This window comes from Acinetobacter sp. LMB-5 (assembly GCF_001541635.1).
Taxonomy (GTDB): Bacteria; Pseudomonadota; Gammaproteobacteria; order Pseudomonadales; family Moraxellaceae; genus Acinetobacter; species Acinetobacter pittii.
The window spans coordinates 325,455-346,653 of sequence record NZ_LRDR01000006.1; the positions used below are offsets into that span (position 1 = coordinate 325,455).

At 34.6% G+C, this 21,199-nt stretch carries 20 protein-coding genes and 1 tRNA gene; 13 read left to right on the plus strand and 8 right to left on the minus strand.

Features of this window, described 5'->3' with window-relative positions:
• Nucleotides 1–55: 55 nt before the first annotated feature.
• The 4 genes from AW165_RS10460 (at nt 56) to AW165_RS19945 (ending at nt 5,137) form a co-directional block, all read left to right on the plus strand.
• The gene (locus tag AW165_RS10460) at nt 56–799 is read left to right on the plus strand and encodes a molecular chaperone (RefSeq protein WP_060465770.1); all 744 of its coding nucleotides are present in this window, start codon (nt 56–58) and stop codon (nt 797–799) included.
• Nucleotides 800–938: 139 nt separating this feature from the next.
• On the plus strand, nt 939–3,383 hold the full coding sequence (locus tag AW165_RS10465; protein WP_081325730.1) for a fimbria/pilus outer membrane usher protein: 2,445 nt from the start codon (nt 939–941) through the stop codon (nt 3,381–3,383).
• A complete protein-coding gene (locus AW165_RS10470; RefSeq protein ID WP_060465772.1) occupies nt 3,380–4,399 on the plus strand; it encodes a fimbrial protein in 1,020 nt (339 codons plus the stop codon). The genes AW165_RS10465 and AW165_RS10470 overlap by 4 nt, the downstream gene beginning before the upstream one ends.
• A gap of 558 nt (nt 4,400–4,957) precedes the next feature.
• On the plus strand, nt 4,958–5,137 hold the full coding sequence (locus AW165_RS19945; protein WP_031948130.1) for a hypothetical protein: 180 nt from the start codon (nt 4,958–4,960) through the stop codon (nt 5,135–5,137).
• 53 nt (nt 5,138–5,190) lie between these two features.
• On the opposite strand, the gene AW165_RS10480 is transcribed toward AW165_RS19945, so the two are convergent.
• On the minus strand, nt 5,191–6,042 hold the full coding sequence (locus AW165_RS10480) for a LysR family transcriptional regulator (RefSeq protein ID WP_060465773.1): 852 nt from the start codon (nt 6,040–6,042) through the stop codon (nt 5,191–5,193).
• Between the two features lie 94 nt (nt 6,043–6,136).
• Between AW165_RS10480 and AW165_RS10485 the strand changes: the two genes are divergently transcribed.
• From AW165_RS10485 to AW165_RS10495, 3 genes are all read left to right on the plus strand, one after another.
• Complete coding sequence (locus AW165_RS10485; RefSeq protein WP_060465774.1) at nt 6,137–7,066, plus strand: DMT family transporter; 930 nt, start codon at nt 6,137–6,139, stop codon at nt 7,064–7,066.
• A 236-nt stretch (nt 7,067–7,302) separates the two neighbouring features.
• Entirely contained in the window at nt 7,303–7,767 is a 465-nt protein-coding gene (locus AW165_RS10490; protein ID WP_017482308.1) for a hypothetical protein, read from the plus strand.
• 241 nt (nt 7,768–8,008) lie between these two features.
• Nucleotides 8,009–9,424, plus strand: a complete 1,416-nt coding sequence (locus AW165_RS10495) for a purine-cytosine permease family protein (RefSeq protein ID WP_005069645.1) — start codon at nt 8,009–8,011, stop codon at nt 9,422–9,424.
• Nucleotides 9,425–9,483: 59 nt separating this feature from the next.
• Here AW165_RS10495 and AW165_RS10500 read toward each other — a convergent pair whose 3' ends face one another.
• Entirely contained in the window at nt 9,484–9,921 is a 438-nt protein-coding gene (locus tag AW165_RS10500; protein WP_060465799.1) for a PACE efflux transporter, read from the minus strand.
• An 89-nt stretch (nt 9,922–10,010) separates the two neighbouring features.
• Here AW165_RS10500 and AW165_RS10505 point away from each other — a divergent pair, with 89 nt between their 5' ends.
• Both AW165_RS10505 and AW165_RS10510 read left to right on the plus strand, forming a co-directional pair.
• The gene (locus AW165_RS10505) at nt 10,011–10,895 is read left to right on the plus strand and encodes a LysR family transcriptional regulator (RefSeq protein WP_060465775.1); all 885 of its coding nucleotides are present in this window, start codon (nt 10,011–10,013) and stop codon (nt 10,893–10,895) included.
• A 1,113-nt stretch (nt 10,896–12,008) separates the two neighbouring features.
• Nucleotides 12,009–12,085: transfer RNA gene (locus AW165_RS10510), tRNA-Ile, on the plus strand.
• A gap of 168 nt (nt 12,086–12,253) precedes the next feature.
• On the opposite strand, the gene AW165_RS10515 is transcribed toward AW165_RS10510, so the two are convergent.
• Nucleotides 12,254–13,117, minus strand: coding sequence for an iron-containing redox enzyme family protein (locus AW165_RS10515; RefSeq protein ID WP_060465776.1), 864 nt, complete (start codon nt 13,115–13,117; stop codon nt 12,254–12,256).
• Nucleotides 13,118–13,386: 269 nt separating this feature from the next.
• On the opposite strand from AW165_RS10515, the gene AW165_RS10520 reads away from it, so the two are divergent.
• The 3 genes from AW165_RS10520 (at nt 13,387) to AW165_RS10530 (ending at nt 15,602) form a co-directional block, all read left to right on the plus strand.
• Nucleotides 13,387–13,959, plus strand: a complete 573-nt coding sequence (locus AW165_RS10520) for a TetR/AcrR family transcriptional regulator (protein WP_005076373.1) — start codon at nt 13,387–13,389, stop codon at nt 13,957–13,959.
• 186 nt (nt 13,960–14,145) lie between these two features.
• Nucleotides 14,146–14,691, plus strand: a complete 546-nt coding sequence (locus AW165_RS10525) for a 1-acyl-sn-glycerol-3-phosphate acyltransferase (protein WP_060465777.1) — start codon at nt 14,146–14,148, stop codon at nt 14,689–14,691.
• Nucleotides 14,692–14,852: 161 nt separating this feature from the next.
• A complete protein-coding gene (locus AW165_RS10530) occupies nt 14,853–15,602 on the plus strand; it encodes a YebC/PmpR family DNA-binding transcriptional regulator (protein ID WP_002114471.1) in 750 nt (249 codons plus the stop codon).
• A 45-nt stretch (nt 15,603–15,647) separates the two neighbouring features.
• Here AW165_RS10530 and AW165_RS10535 read toward each other — a convergent pair whose 3' ends face one another.
• Nucleotides 15,648–16,118 (minus strand): Lrp/AsnC family transcriptional regulator, encoded by a 471-nt coding sequence (locus tag AW165_RS10535; protein WP_002050132.1) that lies wholly within the window; start codon nt 16,116–16,118, stop codon nt 15,648–15,650.
• Nucleotides 16,119–16,461: 343 nt separating this feature from the next.
• On the opposite strand from AW165_RS10535, the gene AW165_RS10540 reads away from it, so the two are divergent.
• Nucleotides 16,462–17,775 carry a DcaP family trimeric outer membrane transporter gene (locus AW165_RS10540; protein ID WP_212823852.1) on the plus strand — a complete coding sequence of 438 codons (1,314 nt, stop codon included), beginning with the start codon at nt 16,462–16,464 and terminating at the stop codon, nt 17,773–17,775.
• Between the two features lie 50 nt (nt 17,776–17,825).
• Here the strand turns inward: AW165_RS10540 and AW165_RS10545 are convergent, their stop codons facing one another.
• The 4 genes from AW165_RS10545 to AW165_RS10560 all read right to left on the minus strand — a co-directional run bounded on the left by AW165_RS10545 (nt 17,826) and on the right by AW165_RS10560 (nt 21,093).
• Nucleotides 17,826–18,569, minus strand: coding sequence for an amino acid ABC transporter ATP-binding protein (locus AW165_RS10545; protein WP_002114298.1), 744 nt, complete (start codon nt 18,567–18,569; stop codon nt 17,826–17,828).
• A 13-nt stretch (nt 18,570–18,582) separates the two neighbouring features.
• On the minus strand, nt 18,583–19,260 hold the full coding sequence (locus AW165_RS10550) for an amino acid ABC transporter permease (protein WP_016145033.1): 678 nt from the start codon (nt 19,258–19,260) through the stop codon (nt 18,583–18,585).
• A gap of 2 nt (nt 19,261–19,262) precedes the next feature.
• Entirely contained in the window at nt 19,263–20,105 is an 843-nt protein-coding gene (locus tag AW165_RS10555) for an amino acid ABC transporter permease (protein ID WP_002114400.1), read from the minus strand.
• Nucleotides 20,106–20,199: 94 nt separating this feature from the next.
• A complete protein-coding gene (locus AW165_RS10560; protein ID WP_005076378.1) occupies nt 20,200–21,093 on the minus strand; it encodes an amino acid ABC transporter substrate-binding protein in 894 nt (297 codons plus the stop codon).
• Nucleotides 21,094–21,199 lie beyond the last annotated feature (106 nt).

The window sequence follows — 21,199 nt, forward strand, 5'->3', positions numbered from 1 at the left end:
TATTCATGAATAGAAGCTATCTCCTTCCTATTATTTATTATTGAGAATATGACTGATGCTTTTTCGTGGTCGTAAATTTTTTTGGGGATTAGTTTGTCTGCAAGTAGCGCTCACTACTACAGGCCATACTGAAATTGTTTTACATGGTACTCGTGTCATTTACCCTTCAAATGCACGTGAGATCACATTACAACTAAGTAATAACGGCACGGCCCCGTCTCTTGTTCAAGCATGGATCGATGATGGAAATGCAAATTTAACACCAGATGAAACAAATGTACCTTTCATTATTACTCCACCAATTTCAAGAGTAGAAGCAACTAAGGGGCAAACCTTAAGAATTACAACGTTGCCTACTACATCTCAACTAAGCCAACAACAAGAATCTATTTTTTGGCTTAATGTTTTAGATATACCTCCTAAACCTGAAGGGAGAACTCAACAAGGTCAAACCACAACAACCTCTAACAATTTTTTGCAACTCGCTGTTCGTTCGCGAGTTAAATTTTTTTACCGCCCTATAGATCTAAAAGAAAATATTGATCAACTAAGTGACAAAGTCGAGTGGAAAATAAATGATCAATATCTAATGATAAAAAATCCGACACCTTTTTTTCTTACTATTACCTCCATTTTTCAAGGAAGTGAAGGCCATAAAACAGACTTATTGCAACAAGGCTTAATGATTGCCCCTTATTCAGAGGATAAAATTAAACTAAAAAATAAAAACTTAGCCGATATGAGCTTTGTATATATCAATGATTACGGTGGACGAGTTGAACACCCAATAAAATTCTAACCTCATTGTATTACTTAAGAAAATTTAAAACCTATCATGAATAGACTCTAGAACTATGTCTAAATGGTTTATACCTTATATATGTTTAAAAAGCCCCTTTACTTGGTATGTCGTCTCAAGTATTACGCTATTCATGCCTGTGGCTATATATGCTGAAAATAATACTGATGCTCCACATTTTACAAAGGCTGAATTTGATAGCAATTTCTTAGTAGGTAATGCACAAAAAATTGATATAGCTCGCTTCAAATACGGAAACCCGATCTTGCCTGGTGAATATAGCTTAGATGTTTATATTAATGGTCAATGGCTGGGTAAACGGCGTATGCGATTTACTGCCTCAGCTCCTAACACAAATGCTGAAACATGTTTTACAGAAGCCGCGTTGCTTGAATATGGCGTAAAAGCTGATGTTCTAAGTCAACATGATTCTAATTCATCACCTTCATGTAAAGCTCTCGCGTCATGGATAGATGGTGCTTTTTATGTATTTGATAGTTCCCGTTTAAGAATTGATATTTCGATCCCGCAAGTCGTCTTAGAAAAAAATCCGCAAGGCTATATCGATCCACATTTATGGGATCGCGGTATTAATGCAGCTTTTTTAAGCTATAACGCCACAGCATATCGAATAGTCAATGAACAACATCAAAATAGTTATGCTTTTATGGGAACCAATCTTGGAGCAAATTTAGCAAGGTGGCAGTTTCGCCATAATGGACAATGGAAATGGCAAAGCCAATCTAATAATTCTTCTTATACATCGACAAATACATATATACAAAAGGCGTTTCCCGATATTCACGGTGTTGTGACTTTAGGAGATTATTTTACTAATAGCGATTTTATTGACTCTTTGCCCTATCGTGGAATGAATATTTCAAGTGATGACCGAATGCTTCCAAATAGCATGCTCGGTTATGCTCCAAGAGTTCGAGGTTATGCCAAAACCAATGCAAAAGTCGAAGTTAGACAACAAGGTAATTTAATTTACCAGACCACTGTTCCACCTGGGAACTTTGAAATTAATGATCTCTATCCCACAGGATTTGGAGGTGAATTACAAGTTTCGGTACTTGAATCTAATGGAATAGTTCAAAAATATTCTATTCCATATGCTTCTGTCATTGAAATGTTACGTCCTCAAATAAGCCGATATTCATTCACGTTAGGACAATTTCGAGACCCAAACATTAAGTTAACTCCATGGCTAATACAGGGTAAATATCAACGCGGAATCAATAATTACCTTACAACTTATAGCGCAATTCAAGGAACGCAGCAGTATTTCTCTGTATTGTTAGGTACAGCTTTTTCAACGCCAGCTGGTGCTATTTCTTTTGATGCAACTCAGTCAAATGCCAATTTTTCCCATCAACCTAAAATGACAGGGCAAAGTTATCGTCTAAGTTACAATAAGTTATTTTCTCCAACGCATACTAACTTAACACTAGCAACTTATCGTTATTCAACACAAAACTATATCAAGCTACGAGATGCAATTTTAATTCGGGACTTACAAGAGCAAAACATTGATAGTTTTTCGGTAGGTAAGCAAAAAAGTGAATTCCAGATTAATTTAAATCAAGCTCTTCCAAACCAATGGGGAAATTTCTATTTAGTAGGTTCGTGGACAAACTATTGGAACCAGTCTACTACTAATAAGCAATTCCAATTAGGTTATAGCAACCAATTTAAAGATTTAACTTATAGTTTCTCTGCAATTAATAGTGAAACTATTGAAGCTGGTGGGCGAGCTGACCAAGATACTCAATACCTCATTTCTCTATCCTTTCCCTTAGATTTTAAGAAAAGCTCTTTAAATTTAAATAGTCTTCTAAGTAAAGATAGCCAAATTTTGAGTTTTAGCGGTTTTACAGGAAACCGTTTGAATTACGGCGCATCAATTTCTAGTCAAGACCATGGTCAAACAAACCTCAACATTAATGGCAACTATAAGACAAACTACACAACATTAGGTGCTTCATTCAGTTACGCTGACTCATATCAACAAGAAATGCTTAACTTGAGTGGCAATATCGTTGCCCACTCCGAAGGAATTCTATTTGGGCCAGATCAAGCACAAACAATGGTTTTAGTTTATGCACCAGATGCAACAGGAGCACAAGTCGGTAATACACCAGGCCTCAGCATAAACAAAAATGGATATGCGGTTATCCCCTATGTTACGCCTTACCATATGAATGACATTAGTCTTGATCCGCAAAACATGTCTACTCAGGTTGAGCTAGCTGAAACTAGCTTACGTATTGCTCCCTATGCAGGCTCAATCACTAAAGTTCAATTCACAACAAAAAAAGGTTATGCACTTTTTATTAGCACGACCACTTTAGATGGCTCACACTTACCTTTTGCAGCACAGGTATACAACCAAAATAACGAAGTGATAGGTATTGTTGCGCAAGGCAGCCGTATTTATTTACGAACCCCTTTAACACATGACCGTTTATATGTGAAATGGGGTGATAAGAGTACTGAAAAGTGCGAGCTTGAATACGATATCACGGATCAAATAAAGCATAACAATCAGTCAATTATTATGACAAAGGCAGCGTGTAAATGAACAATATCTTAAAAAAAATTGGATTTTTGGCGATGAGTCTATTTGCATATAGTCATACAAATGCAAATTGCATTCTAAGTAAAGGGTTTAAAACAATAGACATTATAATGACAGTTGGAACAATTGTAGTTCGTCCTACGGACCCTATAGGGACTATCTTACAGAAAAGTACATTTGCAATTTCTCCAAATGACTCAACTGCAACTTGTAACCGTCCCGGTGATCTGATTAATGCCATCCTCCCTTTAAATTATCCTATTAGTCCTATTGGAAATAATGTCTTTGCGACAAATATACCTGGTATTGGTATTCGTCTTTATCGCGAAACATCAGATGTTTCAGATTTTACAGGATATTATCCATACTCACAGCCATTACCTCCAAATACACCATATACGCTTTCACAAGGATATTTCGTTATGGAGATAATTAAAACTGCTGAAATTACTGGCTCTGGAGCATTAGTAGCTGGTCGTTATAGTAGTTATTATGTAACAGGACAACTAAATCGACCTTTATTAACAACAACTGTATTAAGTAATGCTCCTATCCGAATTGCATCTTCATCGTGTGAAATTCAAAATGGTGTGGATATACCCATTCAGCTCCCAACTGTTACAAAGTCAGGTTTTAAAGCGATTGGTTCAACCCAAGGAGAACAGAATTTTAATCTATCAATTTTATGTAACGGCGGCGAAAATACTTCTGGTATATCTACAAGTAATATGATCAGTTTAAGTTTTGATTATACTTCTGACTCTACAAATAATCAGGTCATTAATAATAGTGCCGCGGACTCAACCAAAGCCAATGGTGTGGGTGTAGAATTATTATGGAATATGAATGGTGCCACTACCCCAATTCAAAAAACAATAAAACAAAATATAGGCATAGTCAGCTCTAATCAGACTATAGAGTACGATATCCCCTTAACTGCTCGTTATTATCAGACCGCCACCAATGTGACCGCAGGTGAGGTTAAAGCCACTGCGACGGTGACTATTCAATATGATTAATTTATCTCTTAAAATTTATTAAAAATAATTAAGCTTAGCACAGCTAAATAATCTTAAAATTTAATGTTTCAAAAATTTTGTAGTTATATTAAAAAGTCACATAAAAAAATGCTCATAAGCAAAAATAGCAAATGAGCATTAGTGATAACCACTTAACCTGAAATACAAATTGTGGGAAATAGATCACAATTTGCATAACTATAATTCCAAAATTTAGCTTAAAAATCAAGTCTTTTTTTTAACAAAAATTTAAATAACCACAGTAAACTATTGTTTTATATTAATTAAAAAATTAAATTTATTTTTTACATTCCTATTTTATAGTGTTTCTAAAGAATTATCATTCTATTAATTAATAAAAACTTAATTTTAAGAAAAAATGAAAGAAATTGATTCATATGACTTAAAAACAATTTATTTATTTTTCAAAAGCTTAATAAAAAAAGAATTTTATAAAATTATAAAGAATTACATAATCTATAATAAAAAAAACATAAATAAATTTAGAAATCCCCTTCAATTACAAACAATATTCTTAGGCTTTTATCAGAACGTAACATGCTCATTTTTTGGAAAATATTATGTATTGTTTTACTAAGTCTAGGAGCTACAAGTATAGGTTACGCGATCAGTAAAATTGATCTTTTTCTTTTCCTCATAGGGCTACTTTTACTAATATCTTTTATTTTAGCTTTAAAACAGGCACGTGAAGATGCAGGCTTTTTTTCTGATAACTAGATGAAACCAATTGGGTATAACTATCAATATCTAGCTTGTTTATTAAAGAAAATTTATATTTCGAAAGATTCGAAGCAGCTTACTAGAAAATCCATTACTGCACGTATTGCAGGACTATGCCGTAAATCTTCGTGTGTGACTAACCATATTTCAGCACTCATCGGATAATCATCTTGTAATCTGATCAAATTACTAAGAGCTCCTAAAAAATCAGGTAAGACCGCTAAACCAATTTCTCCACATGCAGCTCTCCACTGTAACTCGGGATTATTGGTAACCATTATAGGTTCTTTATGATTTAACCTTTCTTTTAACTTTTGCTGTTTATGACCATGTACTCCACCCACTTCTACACTAATCCAATCATAATTTTCAGGATCTGTTGAAGCTAAATAATTTGGACTTGCATATATTCCAAAAGGTATTTCACCTACTTTTCGAGCAACTAAATTTTCATCTTTGGGACGTCCAAATCGTACCGCAATATCAGCCTCACTATGCTGTAAAGAAACATAATGAACATCACCGAGCACCCGTAATTTTAATTGCGGATAATGGCGATAAAATTTACCCAAATGAGGCATGATGAGATGTGCAGCAGTTAAAGGAGGCATACTAATAGAGACACTTCCCATTACTTCTTGCTGACCTGCTTGAGTTAAACGTTCAATAGAAAAAGTTTCTTCCATCATACGAGCAACTACTTGTGCAAGACGTTCTCCGTCAGGAGTCAGAATGTATGTCCGTGGCCTACGATCAACTAATTTAAGTTTTAAATTTTGTTCTAGCTGGGCAATTCTTCTAGATACAGTTGCATGATCTACTCCCAATTTCCTGGCAGCAGCAGAAAGTGACTTTTCTTCGGTAAAAACTGAAAAATAATGCAAATTTTCCCAATCAATCATTGTGCAAATTTTCACATTAGAAGTGTATTAATATGGAATTGTACACCTTTATAGATTTGCCGAGAATAAAACCTTTCTTAATGGGAGCCTGTCCATGAACAGAACGGTGGCTTATGCCTATGCTGGTGTTGTTTTAACGATGTTTTTTTGGGGATCAGCATTTAATGCAATGTCTTATATTATTCAACATATGCCCCCGTTATCTGCTGCGTCTGAACGTTTTTTTATTGCAAGTCTAGGCTTACTCTTAATCTTTTCAATAACAGGCCAGCTTAGATGGACAGCCTTAAGACAGAATCTAGCTATCTATCTGATTATTGGTATTATCGGAATTGCGGGATTTAACATTGGCTGTTTTTATGGACTTCAAACCACATCAGCTGTTAACGGTGCTTTAATTATGGCAACCACGCCATTAATGACTCTATTAATGACAATCCTTTTAGATGGTGAAAAACTTACTACTAATAAATTCTTAGGCGTTTTATTTGGCTTAAGTGGCGTGTTACTGGTGATTAGTCAGGGACATATAACGACTTTGCTGCACCTCAAAATAGACATTGGAGATCTATTTATATTATTGGGCGCATTTGGATTTTGCCTAGCAAATGTACTGTCTCGCCGTTATGTAAAAAATGCTACTCCCTTAGAAACAACAACTTTCTCTATGATGTTCGGGGCAATAACACTTGGTTTGTTGAGTGTGATATTTGAAGATCCTTTTACAGCAATTGCATCTGCCCCTATTAATGCGCACTTAGCCATGGGATATGTGGTTATCTGCTCTACCATGATTGCTTATCTATTCTGGTTTAATGGTATACAAAAGTTAGGTGCTGGTCGTGCTTCTGTCTTTTTTAACTTTGTGCCAGTGTTCAGTATGATAATTGCTCTACTTACTGGACAAGCCCTCAATATCTGGCAGTTAGTAGGAACAGTTTTAGTGATGCTTGGTGTAATGAGTAGCGGAGGATTTTTTAAAATTAAAAGCACTCCACTTATAGCAAAACCTTGTACAAAATAAGAAATGTGCTGCTACATTAAAAATTTATCCTTAATATGTAGCAGCATTTTCAAATATAAAAATTATTCCTCAATAATTTCTTTAAATTCTTATATTTTCAATTTTTTTTTACATTTGTGATAGTTTATACAAAAGCTCATCTTAATTATTCCGTTGTAACAAATACTGTATGTTTCTTTAAAACTTAATAAAAGATTGCCATATATAGTTTTAAAACAACCAAAGGAGATATTAAAATGAAGCTGGATTTTACAACAATTGAAAAGCAAGCCAAATTGCTACAAGAAGAGCAAGAAAAGATCGAGCAACGAGATCATGAATTTCAAGTTGCCTTAGATAAACATAGAGAATCCCTTAAGAATTTATTTAAAGATCTTTTCTCTGACAGAGAAATTAAGACTGAAAATGGAGGCCACTTCTGTGTAACCTTCGGTGATTTCAAAATTTCCTTATTGATTGAAACTGCTAAATTTGAAAATGGCGTTCCTGTAAAATTAAACTCCGTAAACCCTGTTATTATTAAATGCAAGAAAGATAAGCCGATTGCAAAAGCACAGTTTACAGATGCAACCCAATATCTAGATAACCATTTAGACACTCCAAATTATCAGTATTATTTTAAGCAAGAAGATAAGACCCAACTGGTACAATTTTCTGAACTTCCCACTTATTTCCAACTTGTTTTAGACGCAAACGTATAAAATCGAGCCCTCTTCAGAGGGCTTTTTTATATATTATTTTTTTATCATTTAACTTTTAAAAAATAAAATCAGTCAAATACTTTTTCTACTTATCTATGAATTATTTAACTCAATTTTAACGTCCAATACTTCAAAAATATTTGATTCTTCTTAAAATTACTTGTATATACATGTTTATATTTGATTATACAAATATAAATGAATAAGAATAGGATGGCTCTTAAAGGATAAGGAGAGTGAAATGGACTCATCGGCTGGGAAACCTAATAGTAGTTTTATAGAAAACCGAAGCATCGACTTTATTCCTGAAAATGAAAGACATGGCGGAGTATTTGCCCAATTCACCCTATGGTTTGGTGCTAACTTACAAATCACAGCTATTGTGACAGGCGCGCTAGCCGTTGTGTTAGGTGGGGATGTTTTTTGGTCTATTATTGGCTTATTAGTAGGACAATGTTTTGGTGCTGGCGTCATGGCACTACATGCTGCCCAAGGTCCTAAACTTGGCCTCCCTCAAATGATTTCAAGCCGTGTGCAATTTGGGGTTTATGGCGCGTGCATTCCAATCATACTCGTTTGCCTTATGTATATTGGTTTTACCGCAACTGGAGAGGTATTAGCGGGTAAAGCAATTGCACATTTGGCACATGTCAGCAATACAACTGGTATCTTAATTTATGCAAGTTTAATCATTTTATTCGCAACGATTGGATACCGTTTAATCCATTTGGTAGGCAAAGTAGCCAGTATTATTGGTTTGATTGCTTTTGTGATTATTTTGACTCAGATCTTCGCACTTTCTGATTTTTCTGAACTCTTAGCAGTACGTCATTTCAGCTGGTCTTCATTCTTGTTAGCAGTTTCCCTTTCTGCTTCTTGGCAAATCTCTTTTGGTCCCTATGTTGCAGATTATTCTCGATATCTTCCAACTAAAACATCTTCATCTCGTGTTTTTTGGGCTGTCGGCTTAGGTTCTTTAATTGGCTCACAAATTTCTATGAGCCTAGGCGTTTTAATCGCTCAGGTTGCAAACGGCAATTTTGTCGGAAATGAAGTTCAATATGTTGTTGGTATGAACCCAATTGCCCTCGTCGTGATCTTTCTATATTTTAGTATCGCTTTTGGGAAAGTTACTCTAACGACCTTAAATGCCTATGGCAGTTTTATGTGTATTGCTACGATTTGGAATAGTTTCAAATCGACAAATCAAATCTCAAAAATAACAAGATTACTGATTGTCCTTGCTATGGTTGTAGTCTCAACCTTTATTGCAATTATAGGTGAACATACTTTTTTAAGCGCCTTTAAAGCATTTATTTTGTTTTTGCTTACCTTTTTTATTCCGTGGAGTGCCATTAATCTTGTTGATTACTACTTTATCTCTAAAGAAGAATGTGATGTAGATGCACTGTATGATCCAAATGGTAAGTATGGCCGTTGGAATCGGATTGGAATTACCTGCTACTTTCTAGGTATTTTGATTCAACTACCATTTATTGATAGTAAATTTTATACGGGTCAAATTGCGGCAATGCTAGGAGGAATCGATTTATCGTGGCTCGTAGGTCTTATCTCTACTGCCTTGATTTATTATATTTTCGCCAAGAAAGCTCAATTAAAGTTTTCAAAACAGTTAGTCATTGATCAAATCAAATAATGAAACTAGATAAGCTATCAAAGTCGATCAACTTGATAGCTTATAAAATAATTTTACGGTTATTCTGCTAGCGCTTTAGCCTGTGCCGAAATAGGCAATCCAAATAACTTATCAAAACTCCAATTAAATATAAAAGTATAGATAGGAATAATGATAATAAAGGCCACATCTAACCAAAAAGCAGCAATCAGGGAAATATCCATCCACCATGAAATAAGAGGAATTAAAAACAGAACCAAAGTAAGCTGAAAACCGATGGCATGTCCAACTCTACGCTTAACTGTACGGATATGACTGCTTTGTCTAGCTTCCCATTTCTCGTATAAAATATTGTAGATAAAATTCCAAGTTACAGCGATGGTCGTAATCATGACGGATAATGGTCCAGTATGTTCAACACTATCACCTGCCAAAATCGCTAACCCTATTGATGAAATAATCATGCCGATTATCTCATAGGTAGAAATATATACAATTCGACGCTTTATACCTTGCATAATCAATAAACTCTGCTTCATTCCTTATATTTTAATTTCAGTCAAAATCATATATAAAGTTAATAGCTTTCAGTTCAGCTGATATCAAAATGAATTTTAACAGTGAAAATATTGAACTTTTCATAACCGTACTCGATACGGGTTCTTTCTCTGCGGCTGCTCGTAAACTAAATCGAGTCCCCTCAGCAGTAAGTATGGCCGTTGCTAATTTAGAAGCAGAATTGGGTTATATATTATTTGAACGGACTCCTCGAAAGGTCATTCCTACCGATACAGCATTAGCCTTAGAACCTCAAGCACGAATTATTTCTGAACAGCTTAGGCTATTTAGCACTCATGCACATGAACTTTCTTTAGGACTTGAAAGTAAATTGCGTATTGGCGTTGTTTCCGATGTAAATACAAAATTATTATTCCATTCAATAAAAAAATTAGCCGATAAATTCCCTTTACTGAACATAGAAGTGATTACTGCTCCTCAAGATGATATCGTTAATTTACTTTATACGGAGCAAATCAGTCTTTGCTTAGCGGGTTCAGACCTCAATATAAAAATGCGTGAAAATCTACAATTGGTAATGACTGAAACAATAGCGGCTACGATTTCTTCTAGCCACGCTCTTCTACAAGATAGAACAAAGCAGTTTTCTATTGAAGAATTAATCAATATTAGACAAATTGTTGTGGCGAGTAGTGAACATGAGATGAAAGATCCCCGCTCAATTATTGGTGCAATGTACTGGAAAACCAATAGTCTACAAACAGCAATTAATATGGTTGAAGCTGGACTTGGTTGGGGAAATTTTCCGTTATCACTAGTACAAGATAAAATTGATCAAGGTCACTTAGTCCTTTTAGATTTTAAAAATACGAAAAATCATCTACCCTTATCTATTTATTTAATTTGGCTCCAAGACCGCCCTTTACCTAAAGCAGCTAGAGAGTTAATTCAAATTATTCAAGAAAATTTATAAAACTTTATAGGATAGTTCTGAAAGTCTAAAGATTTTTTATAAATTTTATTCTTGTTAAATCTAGTTTATTTAAAGCTTAAGCTTATTACTCTGTACCATCTCTCTAAATACTACTAAAAACAAAAAGCCTACTTAGAAAGTAGGCCTCTTGTTGTATTTCAGGATTAAGCAATAATATTTTGTTTTGTAAAAAATACACTTATACTTTATTAAAACCAAGTGTTTTAGTCAAGAATAAAGTTTATAAGATACAAATATTTGTATTCTTGTGAAGACAATCACAATTTAGGTTTTATATAGAAAATACTTTAGAAAAGGGATATTTTAATGATAAAAATTTCTATTACCGGCCTTAACAGCTTTTTTTTAGAAAAACACAACAACACCTTAAGAAAAAGTATTATATTTTAATTAAATTTATTTGCATCAAAAAATATTGAATCCGTTTATTCGTTAGTTTTATGTTTCATTATTAAAGTTGCTAACTTTATATCTTAATGTTTACTTTTTTAAGTTGAGTTTAAATTTCAAGCTAATCTAAAAATTAATGATGCTATTTTCTTAAGTCATTTAGACGTAATAGTCTATGTTCTTTACTATATAGGCTAGAGCTTATTTAGAGAATTATTACAACTATTATTTTTCGAAAGATATAATTAAAAGACGATTTATTATATATCTAAAGCTTAATGACAGTATGAAAATATAGAAACTTTTATATAGTATTTTTAATCTCCATTTATATTATCTTAAATAAGTTTTTCTAATTCTATATTTTCACAATACTCAAACAGCACACCCATACCTCCTGCTTATATTTTAAACAAAATTTATTTTATATAAATTGATGTCTCAAACTAAAAATACAATTAAGTCATCGTCACAGTAGATTGTTGGAATAAATTCTAATTGATCGATAAATAACTTCTCACACTTTACTCTTGAAGTACACATAAGCTAGAATCACTATCGCTTGAAATATTAACCAATATGACACAATATTTTTGGGTTTAGTTTGCGTCTACTTCAGAAAATGACTTGTGTTTAATTAAAAAATTGATTAGTATTGCACGCACTGAAAAGCATTGAGATTAAAAGCTTTTCTGACTTATAGGGCCTATAGCTCAGTTGGTTAGAGCAGCGGACTCATAATCCGTTGGTCCACAGTTCAAGTCTGTGTGGGCCCACCAAATACCAAACCTCATAAACAAAAAGTTTATGGGGTTTTTTAATATATATCCAAATAGAATATGCTTTACTCTTATAAAAATACTCAAAATTTAAATTTATTTTATCCCTAAATTTTAGATGTTTTAAAATACACTTACGTTCCGTACTAAATATTCATCTTTCATCTATTAAGCTAAGATTTGCTTTCGCATGGGCTCAGAATTATCTAATTGTGTATCCCAGAACTTTTCCCATAAATCACAATACTCTAAGCACAATTTTTCAATATAGTTATAGTCTTCTTCTGTACAAGCTTGCATCAAGACATACCATAAATCTTCTTCATGATCATCATCTGCTGCTTCAGCACTTTCATCCTCAGAGATACCATGTACATGATAATAACCACCACCCTCCACATCTAGACCAACTGCTTTAGTTGCTCTACGTAAAGGTGGACTATATAGAATGACTTCTTCCTCTGCGACCGCTAATAAGGCTGAAACAGCTTTATAGTCATCATAAGCATTTTCTAAAAATACTCTAACCTGATCTGCAATTTCAGTCGGATGATAAGTTAGACGATCTTGTTCTGTAATACCAAAATCATTCAATATATCTTCAAATAAGGGATAATGAGCATATTCAGGATTTCCCTGATAGTAGCCGTCTTTATCTAATCCTGGCCGAAATCCAAATTCATCAAAAATATTTAAACTTAAAAGAAAACGCGGGAACATTTTTGCACCAGCATGCAATCTCGGCTCTAATTGTTTAGTTTGAAATTGAGCCATGAGCAATGCATCAGTAAAAGTTTGCACAATTGCATGGCGATACTCTAAATGAATTTTTTTTAAATCTTCTTTATCAATTTCGCCATTATTTAAAATATCGATTGCAGGATGATGAGATACAGGATGTTTCGCAATCTTTGCTCTTAATCGGGTCAAAAAGTTTGAATTTTTTTCCCATAGTTCAGCTGAAATGCTTTGTTTCATCCCTGCGAGTGCTTTCTTTCTAGGATTATTAAAATTCTCAAATTTCTTAGGCATATCCGCTCTCATTAAAGCATGATCGATTTTTACATATTTTATTATAAAAACAATGACTTAAATTAATATTTAAATATGTTCCTTCATTGATTAATATTAGAATTAAAATCGTACGAAATCAAATGAAAAATTAAAAAAAACTTTAATTAATGATAATCATTATCACAATCTCAACTTGAATCAAAATCAGTTTTTTATTATCATAATTTGTATTAAAAATTTAATATTTTAGATTAAGTTATAATTAGTTTTAACTATATGGAATAGTAATGTCAAAAAAAGAAGATATTATAAATACTGCTTTAAATTTATTTAATCAGATTGGGTACAATGCTACTGGTGTTGACCGTATTATTGCTGAATCAAATGTTGCAAAAATGACTTTTTATAAATATTTTCCGTCAAAGGAAAATTTAATTATGGAATGCTTGCAACATCGAAATATAAATATTCAAAACTCAATCAATGAACAATTGAGTTTACATCAAGATGCTAGTCCTCTTGAGCAAATTCATATTATTTTTAATTGGTATATTGAATGGATTAATAGCGAAACATTTAATGGCTGTTTATTTAAAAAGGCATTTATTGAAGTATCTAAACAATATACTTCAATTCGTGAACCATTTTATGAATATACAAAATGGTTGACTAATCTGTTACATGAAAAACTTACTCAGTTAGGTATAGAAAACCCAACTCCCCTTGTTCATATCATTATTTCTATTATTGATGGGATGATTATTGATGGAACGACCGATAAAAACCTTATTAACCCTGAAAAAATTTGGAAATATATTGAATATTTAATTAATGAGGAGATACCACAGCCAGTATCTTAATTTTAAAATTATCTAGGTTTATTACTTTCAGACGAAGTTTGAGAAAAATAAAAAAAGAACTTTTAAAGTATTTTAGAACTTAGATAATCCTTAACTTTTGTGCTCTACTTTAGCTTTCATAATTTTTCTAGGCTTTTTTACAAACTCATATTAGAATCCTGAAAATTTATCAATTTGCACTGATGTATGAAAAAATTTCTAGGTAACTCTATCTTTAAAGCCGTTGGTTGGACCTACAATGTAGACCCAAAAATTCTTGAGAAAAAACAAGTTATTATTGGCTTTGAACATACCTCAAATCTAGATGCAGTGCTCTCGATTGCCCTCTTCCAAATGTTAGACATAAAAATTCATACTTTAATAAAGAAAGAACTTTTCAAAGGCCCACTTAAGCCAATTTTAGAAAAATTGGGTGGCATTCCTGTTGATCGTAAAGCAAGTAAAGATATCGTTTCGCAAATGGTTGAACAATTTCAAACCCATGAAACTTTTAACTTAGTGATTGCTCCAGAAGCTACACGTGCTAAAGATGGCTCTGAACGTAAGCCTATCCGTACAGGTTTTTGGCATATTGCAAAAGCAGCCAATGTTCCTATTGTTTTAATGTATGCCAATGCTCGAAGTAAACAAGGTGGGATTTTAGGTAAAATTTACCCGACTGATTTACAAAAAGACTTGGAAACCATTAAAGAGCTGTACGCTCAATTTGGTATAGATGTAAAAATTAACTAAATCAAATTGGACTTGATTTGACCTAATCTCAATCATTAGGTCTTAAGCTTATTGTTCTTATTCAATTGGCTAACAAAACGCAGGGCAACAGTTTTCAACAAAACCAAGCCTATGCTAATATTCCAGCACTTTTGCATTTTCTTTTTTTGGAGTTCACGTCCATGGCGGGTCATTCTAAATGGGCCAATATTAAGCATCGTAAAGCTAAACAAGATGCAAGTCGCGGTAAGGTTTTTACTAAATATATTCGTGAAATTGTGACTGCTGCCAAACTTGGTGGTGGAGATCCTGCTAGCAACCCTCGTCTGCGTGCAGTAGTTGAAAAAGCTCTCTCAGTTAATATGACACGTGATACCATTAACCGTGCTATCCAACGTGGTGCTGGTGGTGAAGATAATGATGATCTAAAAGAAGTAACTTATGAAGGTTATGGTGTTGGTGGGGTTGCTGTTCTTGTTGAAACAATGACAGATAACTTAAACCGTACAGTACCAGACGTACGTCACTGTTTTAGTAAAACAAATGGTAACTTAGGAACTGCGGGTTCTGTATCTTATCTATTTACTAAACGTGGTGAGATTACTTTTGAAGATGTTTCTTTAGAAGATAAAATCATGGAAGTTGCTTTAGAAGCTGGCGCTGAAGATATTGAAGTTTCAGAAGATGAAATTTTGGTAATCACTTCACCAGAAACTTTCGGTGAAGTACAAGATGCCCTTACTGCTGCTGGTTTAAAATCAGATAACGCAGAAGTTGTGATGAGTCCATCTACAAAAGCTGAAATTACAGATGTTGACCAAGCAAAACAAATTCTTAAAATGATTGATATGTTTGAAGATCTTGACGATGTACAAAACGTTTATACTAACGTTGAATTCTCGGATGAGGTTTTGGCTCAACTTGATGCTTAAATCAAACATTTGAATCAAAGAAAACGCACCAAATGGTGCGTTTTTTTATAGTTTATTGAGCAAGTTATAGCAATTAAACACATTATATTCTTTAATGACAAAGCTAGAATGCAAAGCAACTACATTGTCGATTTTTCCAATACGTCTTAATAAAATTTCACTGTAGTCATCCATGTTGCGTGCTACAAGCTCTAAAATAAAATCAGCACTCTGACCCGTTACCAAGAATGCATTAGTTACTTCTGGAATTGCTTCTATTTCAGACAGAAACTTATCAAATGTTTCACTATCATGTTTACTCAATGAAACTTGCAATAAAATATGTAAAGTAAAACCAAGCTTACTAAAATTAATTTCCCTTTTGAGCTGTCCCATGATGTTGGCTTCAATCAGGTGCTTAATACGGCGGTGCACAGAACTGACTGACAGATTGATCCGTTCTGAAAGTTCATTCAAATTTAAGTCTTCATGAGACAAAATTTCTAGAATTTGTTTATCAAAACGATCTAACTCCACTCTTATCTCCAGCCAGAATTTCACATTAAAGATAGTATACCCCTATACCACTACCTCTGCATTGAAAATACAAAGGTTATAGACAGTAAAACTCTTTTTCCTTTATAGAGCCTAATTCTTTTATGCCTTTTAAACGTGCAAGTAGTGTCAGGGGCGATTCATTTTAGAGAGTCGGTTTATACTTAAATCTGATTTATCGATGCAAAATCCTTATTCTCACTACCATTTGAGGCTAAAAAGGAATTAATCATCAAAATTTGACTATTTTTCAAGTTTCTTAAAGTTGGCATCATTTTTGTTATGTATTTGCAGGAAAATTTTTATCCATGTCGGGGGAGTTCCTGTGAATAAGATCAAAACACTAGTGTTAGCAATGAGTTCTTTAGGTGCAATGAGCGTGACGATGCCTGTGCATGCCGCTACAGATGCTGAAGTTAACGCCTTACGTGATGAAGTAAAGGAGTTAAAACAACTCGTCCAGAAACTATCTGATCAACAAAAAACAGCTTTAACTGTCACTGCTCCAGCAACAACTCCCGCAGCACCTTCTACCCCTACACCTCCTGCATCAAAACCAGGTTGGATGGCTATGGCTGATGGGCAAACTCAAGTCAAGCTTTATGGTAGTGTTCGGGCAGATGCAACCTATGACTTTAAAGGTTCAAATGGCAGTATTTCAAATGGTGCCAATTATCCACTGAATAAAGATGATCCAAAACAAGACTCACTCAATATATCTGCAGCAACTTCACGAATTGGCTTAGATATTACTCGTCCAACTCAATATGGAGATTTAACAGGTAAAATTGAAGCCGATTTCATGGGTGGCAATGGAGATAATGGCAATGGTACTTTCCGTGTTCGTCATGCCTATATGTCTTTAGGAAAATGGTTAGCTGGTCAAACAACCTCACCCTTTGTAAACACAGATACATCACCAGAAACAGTAGATTTTAATGGCGCTATTGGTACAGGTACTACACGTACAGTACAGGTTCGTTACACCCAGCCAATTAATGCACAACAAAAAATATTAGTTGCCTTAGAGGGTGGCGATGTTGAAAAAGCTGGTAATGCTGCCGGTGGAAGTCGTTTTCCTGCTTTAACAGCACGATATGATTTCAAAACTACGGATAACAAAGGCCTATTACAGTTACATGGTCTTGCCCATGAAAACCGTGTAGCTCCAAAAGATAGTGCTTCTGAAGAGAAATTTGGCTGGGGTGTAGGCGTTGGTGGTAAATATGATTTAACGCCTCAAGATAGCGTAGTTGCTAACTACTATCATGTTAAAGGCGATGGCCGTTATTTACTTTATAGCAATTCGGCTTATAACTATGACACAACAACACAAGATATTAATTTAGGAGAATTCGATAGCGCAGTAATTGGATATCAACGTAAATGGAGCCCTATTCTGCGTTCTACTTTTGCTGTAGGTGGTATTCAATACAAAGATGATAATGTCTATGCTAATAGCAATTTAACCAATACCAGCTATAACAAAGAAATTTATAACGCTTTAGTCAATTTAATCTGGAACCCAGTTAAAAATATTGATTTAGGAGCAGAATATACTTACGGTCAACGTGAAACTTTTGCAGGTGACAAGGGTGATTATTCACGTATCAACCTGCTAGCAAAATATAGTTTCTAAAAATTAGATATAAAAAAGAGCCTTTAATGGCTCTTTTTTTATTAGGGTTATTAGTGCATCGCCTGAATTTTTTCTAAGAAAAGTTTAGCACGCTCATGACGAGCTTCTAAATTATCAAAGAACTCATGGGTTGGGCAATCTTCTAAAATTTTACCTTCATCCATAAAAATTAAACGGTTAGATACTCTTTTAGCAAAGCCCATTTCATGAGTAACACACATCATGGTCATGCCTTCATGTGCGAGCTGCACCATAACTTCAAGAACTTCACCGACCATTTCAGGATCAAGTGCAGAAGTTGGTTCATCAAACAACATACAGATTGGGTCCATAGACAAGCCACGTGCAATCGCTACACGTTGCTGCTGACCACCCGACAACTGCCCCGGAAATTTATCTTTATGAGCAAGTAAGCCTACACGCTCTAAATATTTCAGACCTTTTGCACGAGCATCTGCAACTGAACGCTTTAACACTTTAACTTGAGCAATGGTTAAATTTTCCAAAACAGTCATGTGCGGAAAAAGCTCAAAGTGCTGAAAGACCATTCCCACTCGTGAACGAAATTTAGCGAGATCTGTTTTTGGATCTTTAAGCGAAATTCCATCAACAATAATGTCACCTTGTTGAAATGGTTCCAAAGCATTTACTGTTTTGATGAGTGTTGATTTTCCCGAACCAGATGGTCCGCAAACAACAACGACATCACCTTTTTCAATACTCGTCGTGCAATCTGTTAAAACCTGAAAATCACCATACCATTTAGAGATATGTTGGATGTCTATCATTGGCATTTAAAATCTCCAATTAGCGAATGATGGCAATTTTTTGCTGTAAGCGTTTGACTAAATGCGACAGCACAAACGAGCTACAGAAATACACTACAGCGACGATTAAATAGAATGTTGCTTTTGTTTCAGGTCCATAAGTATTAGCCAATGTATCTGCACGACCTAAAAAGTCAGGTGCACTAATCACATAAACTAAAGAGATGTCCTGAAATAGAATGATTGTTTGAGTTAACAATACTGGGAGCATGTTACGAAAGGCTTGAGGTAATACCACGTAGCGCATTGATTGACCATAGGTAAAACCTAGCGCATAGCCTGCATGTACCTGACCTTTTGAAATAGACTGAATTCCAGAACGTACAATTTCCGAGAAAAAAGCTGCTTCAAAAATAGCAAAGGTCACGACACTCGAAAATAATGGTCCCCAATAGGTATCAGATTGAAACTCAAATATTTTCGGCAATAAAAAGTAGAAGATAAAGATCACCTGAATCAGTGGAATACCACGAAACAGATCAACATAAAATTTTGCAAAATTACTTGCGATGGCATTACTAGATAATCGCATCATTGCCAATGGGGTTCCAATTAGGATACCGCCCATCATTGCTAATACCGTTACAGTAAGCGTAAAAATGAAACCTTCTTTGAGTGCCGCGATCACATCAGGGTTTTGTAATAAAGAAAAATCCATGATTACTTCCCTCCTGAACCTAAGCCAGGTACAGCCATTCGTTTCTCAATCCATGCCATCACAAACTTAATGCTATAAGTGATAATCAAATAAACAGGTGTAGAGAGAATAAGAATGATAATGTCCTGAGAAGTTTCTTCACGCATGGTTTTCGTGTAAGCAAAGAAATTCAACACACTCAACGCATATAAAACAGCTGAATTTTTAAAAACGTTCATTGCTTCAGATGTAATCGTTGGCCATACGGTACGATATGCAACCGGTAAAATGACATAACGATAGCTTTGTGCAGTAGTAAAACCCATAGCGGAAGCTGCGAACTTCTGTCCACGAGACACGGTATTAATTCCGGCACGTATGTGCTCAGATACACGGGCAGCCGTGTAGAGACCTAATGCAAAAACACCAATAACCGCAGGTTGCTGATTTAAAATATTTTTCCACCAACCACCAGCAACTACATCCCCACTACCTGCACTTAAGCTGTCCGGTAAAAACTCGGGAAAAACAAAAGCCCAGAAGAATAGTTGCACAATAAGTGGAATATTACGGAAAATTTCAACGTAACAATTGCCGATAAATGCGAGAGGTTTGTTGGGTAATGTACGAATTACCCCTAGGAGAGAACCTAATAAAAATGCGATAAGAAAGGCTATAATAGCTGTCCAAACCATAGTGAACACGCCTGAACCTAACATTTGTAACCATGTGGGTGCCTCAGCATAAGCATTGTAGCTTGAGCTACCAATAGCTTTACAAACTGATTCTGCCCATGCGGCTTTATCGACACCATATTCATTAGACTCCGCACAGAATATAGTCCAGTTTAGCGAGCCGACTGACATGTTTGCCCCTTAAATTAATATCTTTAGAAAATAGACCACTTGTGCAAATGAATCTTTACACTTACACAAGTAAATTTAGGACAAAAAGATCCAGTTAGATTCCTGCATCTGTTGGGTTAGCTTTTAATTTCTTATAAGATGAACTTTGTTGCATGTTCAAATTCGTGTTTTTTGGTGGAATTGGAGATAAGAACCACTTCTTATATAAAGCGTCCATTTTACCAGTTTTCCACAAGTTATTTACGGTACGGTCTGCAACCGCTTTAAATTTTGGATCATCTTTAGCAAGCATAATTCCATAAGGTTCAGATGAAAGTACCGGACCTACAATTGCGAAAGCTTTAGGTGTAGAAGACTTCGCAATCAAGCCTGCTAAAATATTATCATCCATTACAAATGCAGCAGCACGGCCAGATGCCATCATGGCAAAAGAGTCAGCATGATCTTTACCATAAATATTTTGAACATTAACTGCCTGACCTTTTTCATTCATCTTAATGTATTTGTCAGATGTAGTGCCTTGAGTAGTAACAACTGCTTTACCATTTAAGTCCGCCAAACTCTTAATGCCAGAGTTTGCTTTAACAGCCATGCGCACTTCTGTTGCATAGTAGTTAGTTGAGAAACCAACTTGTTGCTGACGTTGTTTAGAGTTTGTAGTGGTACCACATTCCATATCGATATTGCCTGCCAAAAGCTCAGGAATACGTGTTGATGAAGTTACTGCCTTATACTCAACTTTTAAGCCAGGCATTTTCAATTCTTTTTTAATGTCATTTGCAAACTGGTTACAGATATCGACTGCATAACCTACTGGTTTACCTGCAACAACATATGAAATTGGATCTGAGGATTCTCGATGACCAATTACGATTTTTCCGGTACTTTTAATTTTAGCTAATGTATCTGCTGCTTGAATTTGAGAAGTAGCGCCAACCGTACAAAGCATAACTGTTGAAATAATGAGAGAGGTTGCAGAACGTTTCATAAGAACTCCTTGATGATCATTCTCTCTATTTATCTATAGAATCATTCATATAGAGCAATAGAGTGATTTTTTATTAAATTGCAATTATCGAGCCAACTTTTCCAAG

What these genes read in the sequence shown, in the direction of transcription:
- AW165_RS10505 (WP_060465775.1), top strand. Translation starts at nt 10,011, where the DNA reads ATGAATTTTAACAGTGAAAATATTGAACTTTTCATAACCGTACTCGAT.
- AW165_RS10470 (WP_060465772.1), top strand. Translation starts at nt 3,380, where the DNA reads ATGAACAATATCTTAAAAAAAATTGGATTTTTGGCGATGAGTCTATTT.
- AW165_RS10545 (WP_002114298.1), bottom strand. Translation starts at nt 18,569, where the DNA reads ATGCCAATGATAGACATCCAACATATCTCTAAATGGTATGGTGATTTT.
- AW165_RS10560 (WP_005076378.1), bottom strand. Translation starts at nt 21,093, where the DNA reads ATGAAACGTTCTGCAACCTCTCTCATTATTTCAACAGTTATGCTTTGT.
- AW165_RS10480 (WP_060465773.1), bottom strand. Translation starts at nt 6,042, where the DNA reads ATGATTGATTGGGAAAATTTGCATTATTTTTCAGTTTTTACCGAAGAA.
- AW165_RS10485 (WP_060465774.1), top strand. Translation starts at nt 6,137, where the DNA reads ATGAACAGAACGGTGGCTTATGCCTATGCTGGTGTTGTTTTAACGATG.
- AW165_RS10525 (WP_060465777.1), top strand. Translation starts at nt 14,146, where the DNA reads ATGAAAAAATTTCTAGGTAACTCTATCTTTAAAGCCGTTGGTTGGACC.
- AW165_RS10515 (WP_060465776.1), bottom strand. Translation starts at nt 13,117, where the DNA reads ATGCCTAAGAAATTTGAGAATTTTAATAATCCTAGAAAGAAAGCACTC.
- AW165_RS10520 (WP_005076373.1), top strand. Translation starts at nt 13,387, where the DNA reads ATGTCAAAAAAAGAAGATATTATAAATACTGCTTTAAATTTATTTAAT.
- AW165_RS10460 (WP_060465770.1), top strand. Translation starts at nt 56, where the DNA reads ATGCTTTTTCGTGGTCGTAAATTTTTTTGGGGATTAGTTTGTCTGCAA.
- AW165_RS10550 (WP_016145033.1), bottom strand. Translation starts at nt 19,260, where the DNA reads ATGGATTTTTCTTTATTACAAAACCCTGATGTGATCGCGGCACTCAAA.
- AW165_RS10490 (WP_017482308.1), top strand. Translation starts at nt 7,303, where the DNA reads ATGAAGCTGGATTTTACAACAATTGAAAAGCAAGCCAAATTGCTACAA.
- AW165_RS10495 (WP_005069645.1), top strand. Translation starts at nt 8,009, where the DNA reads ATGGACTCATCGGCTGGGAAACCTAATAGTAGTTTTATAGAAAACCGA.
- AW165_RS10500 (WP_060465799.1), bottom strand. Translation starts at nt 9,921, where the DNA reads ATGCAAGGTATAAAGCGTCGAATTGTATATATTTCTACCTATGAGATA.
- AW165_RS19945 (WP_031948130.1), top strand. Translation starts at nt 4,958, where the DNA reads ATGCTCATTTTTTGGAAAATATTATGTATTGTTTTACTAAGTCTAGGA.
- AW165_RS10530 (WP_002114471.1), top strand. Translation starts at nt 14,853, where the DNA reads ATGGCGGGTCATTCTAAATGGGCCAATATTAAGCATCGTAAAGCTAAA.
- AW165_RS10555 (WP_002114400.1), bottom strand. Translation starts at nt 20,105, where the DNA reads ATGTCAGTCGGCTCGCTAAACTGGACTATATTCTGTGCGGAGTCTAAT.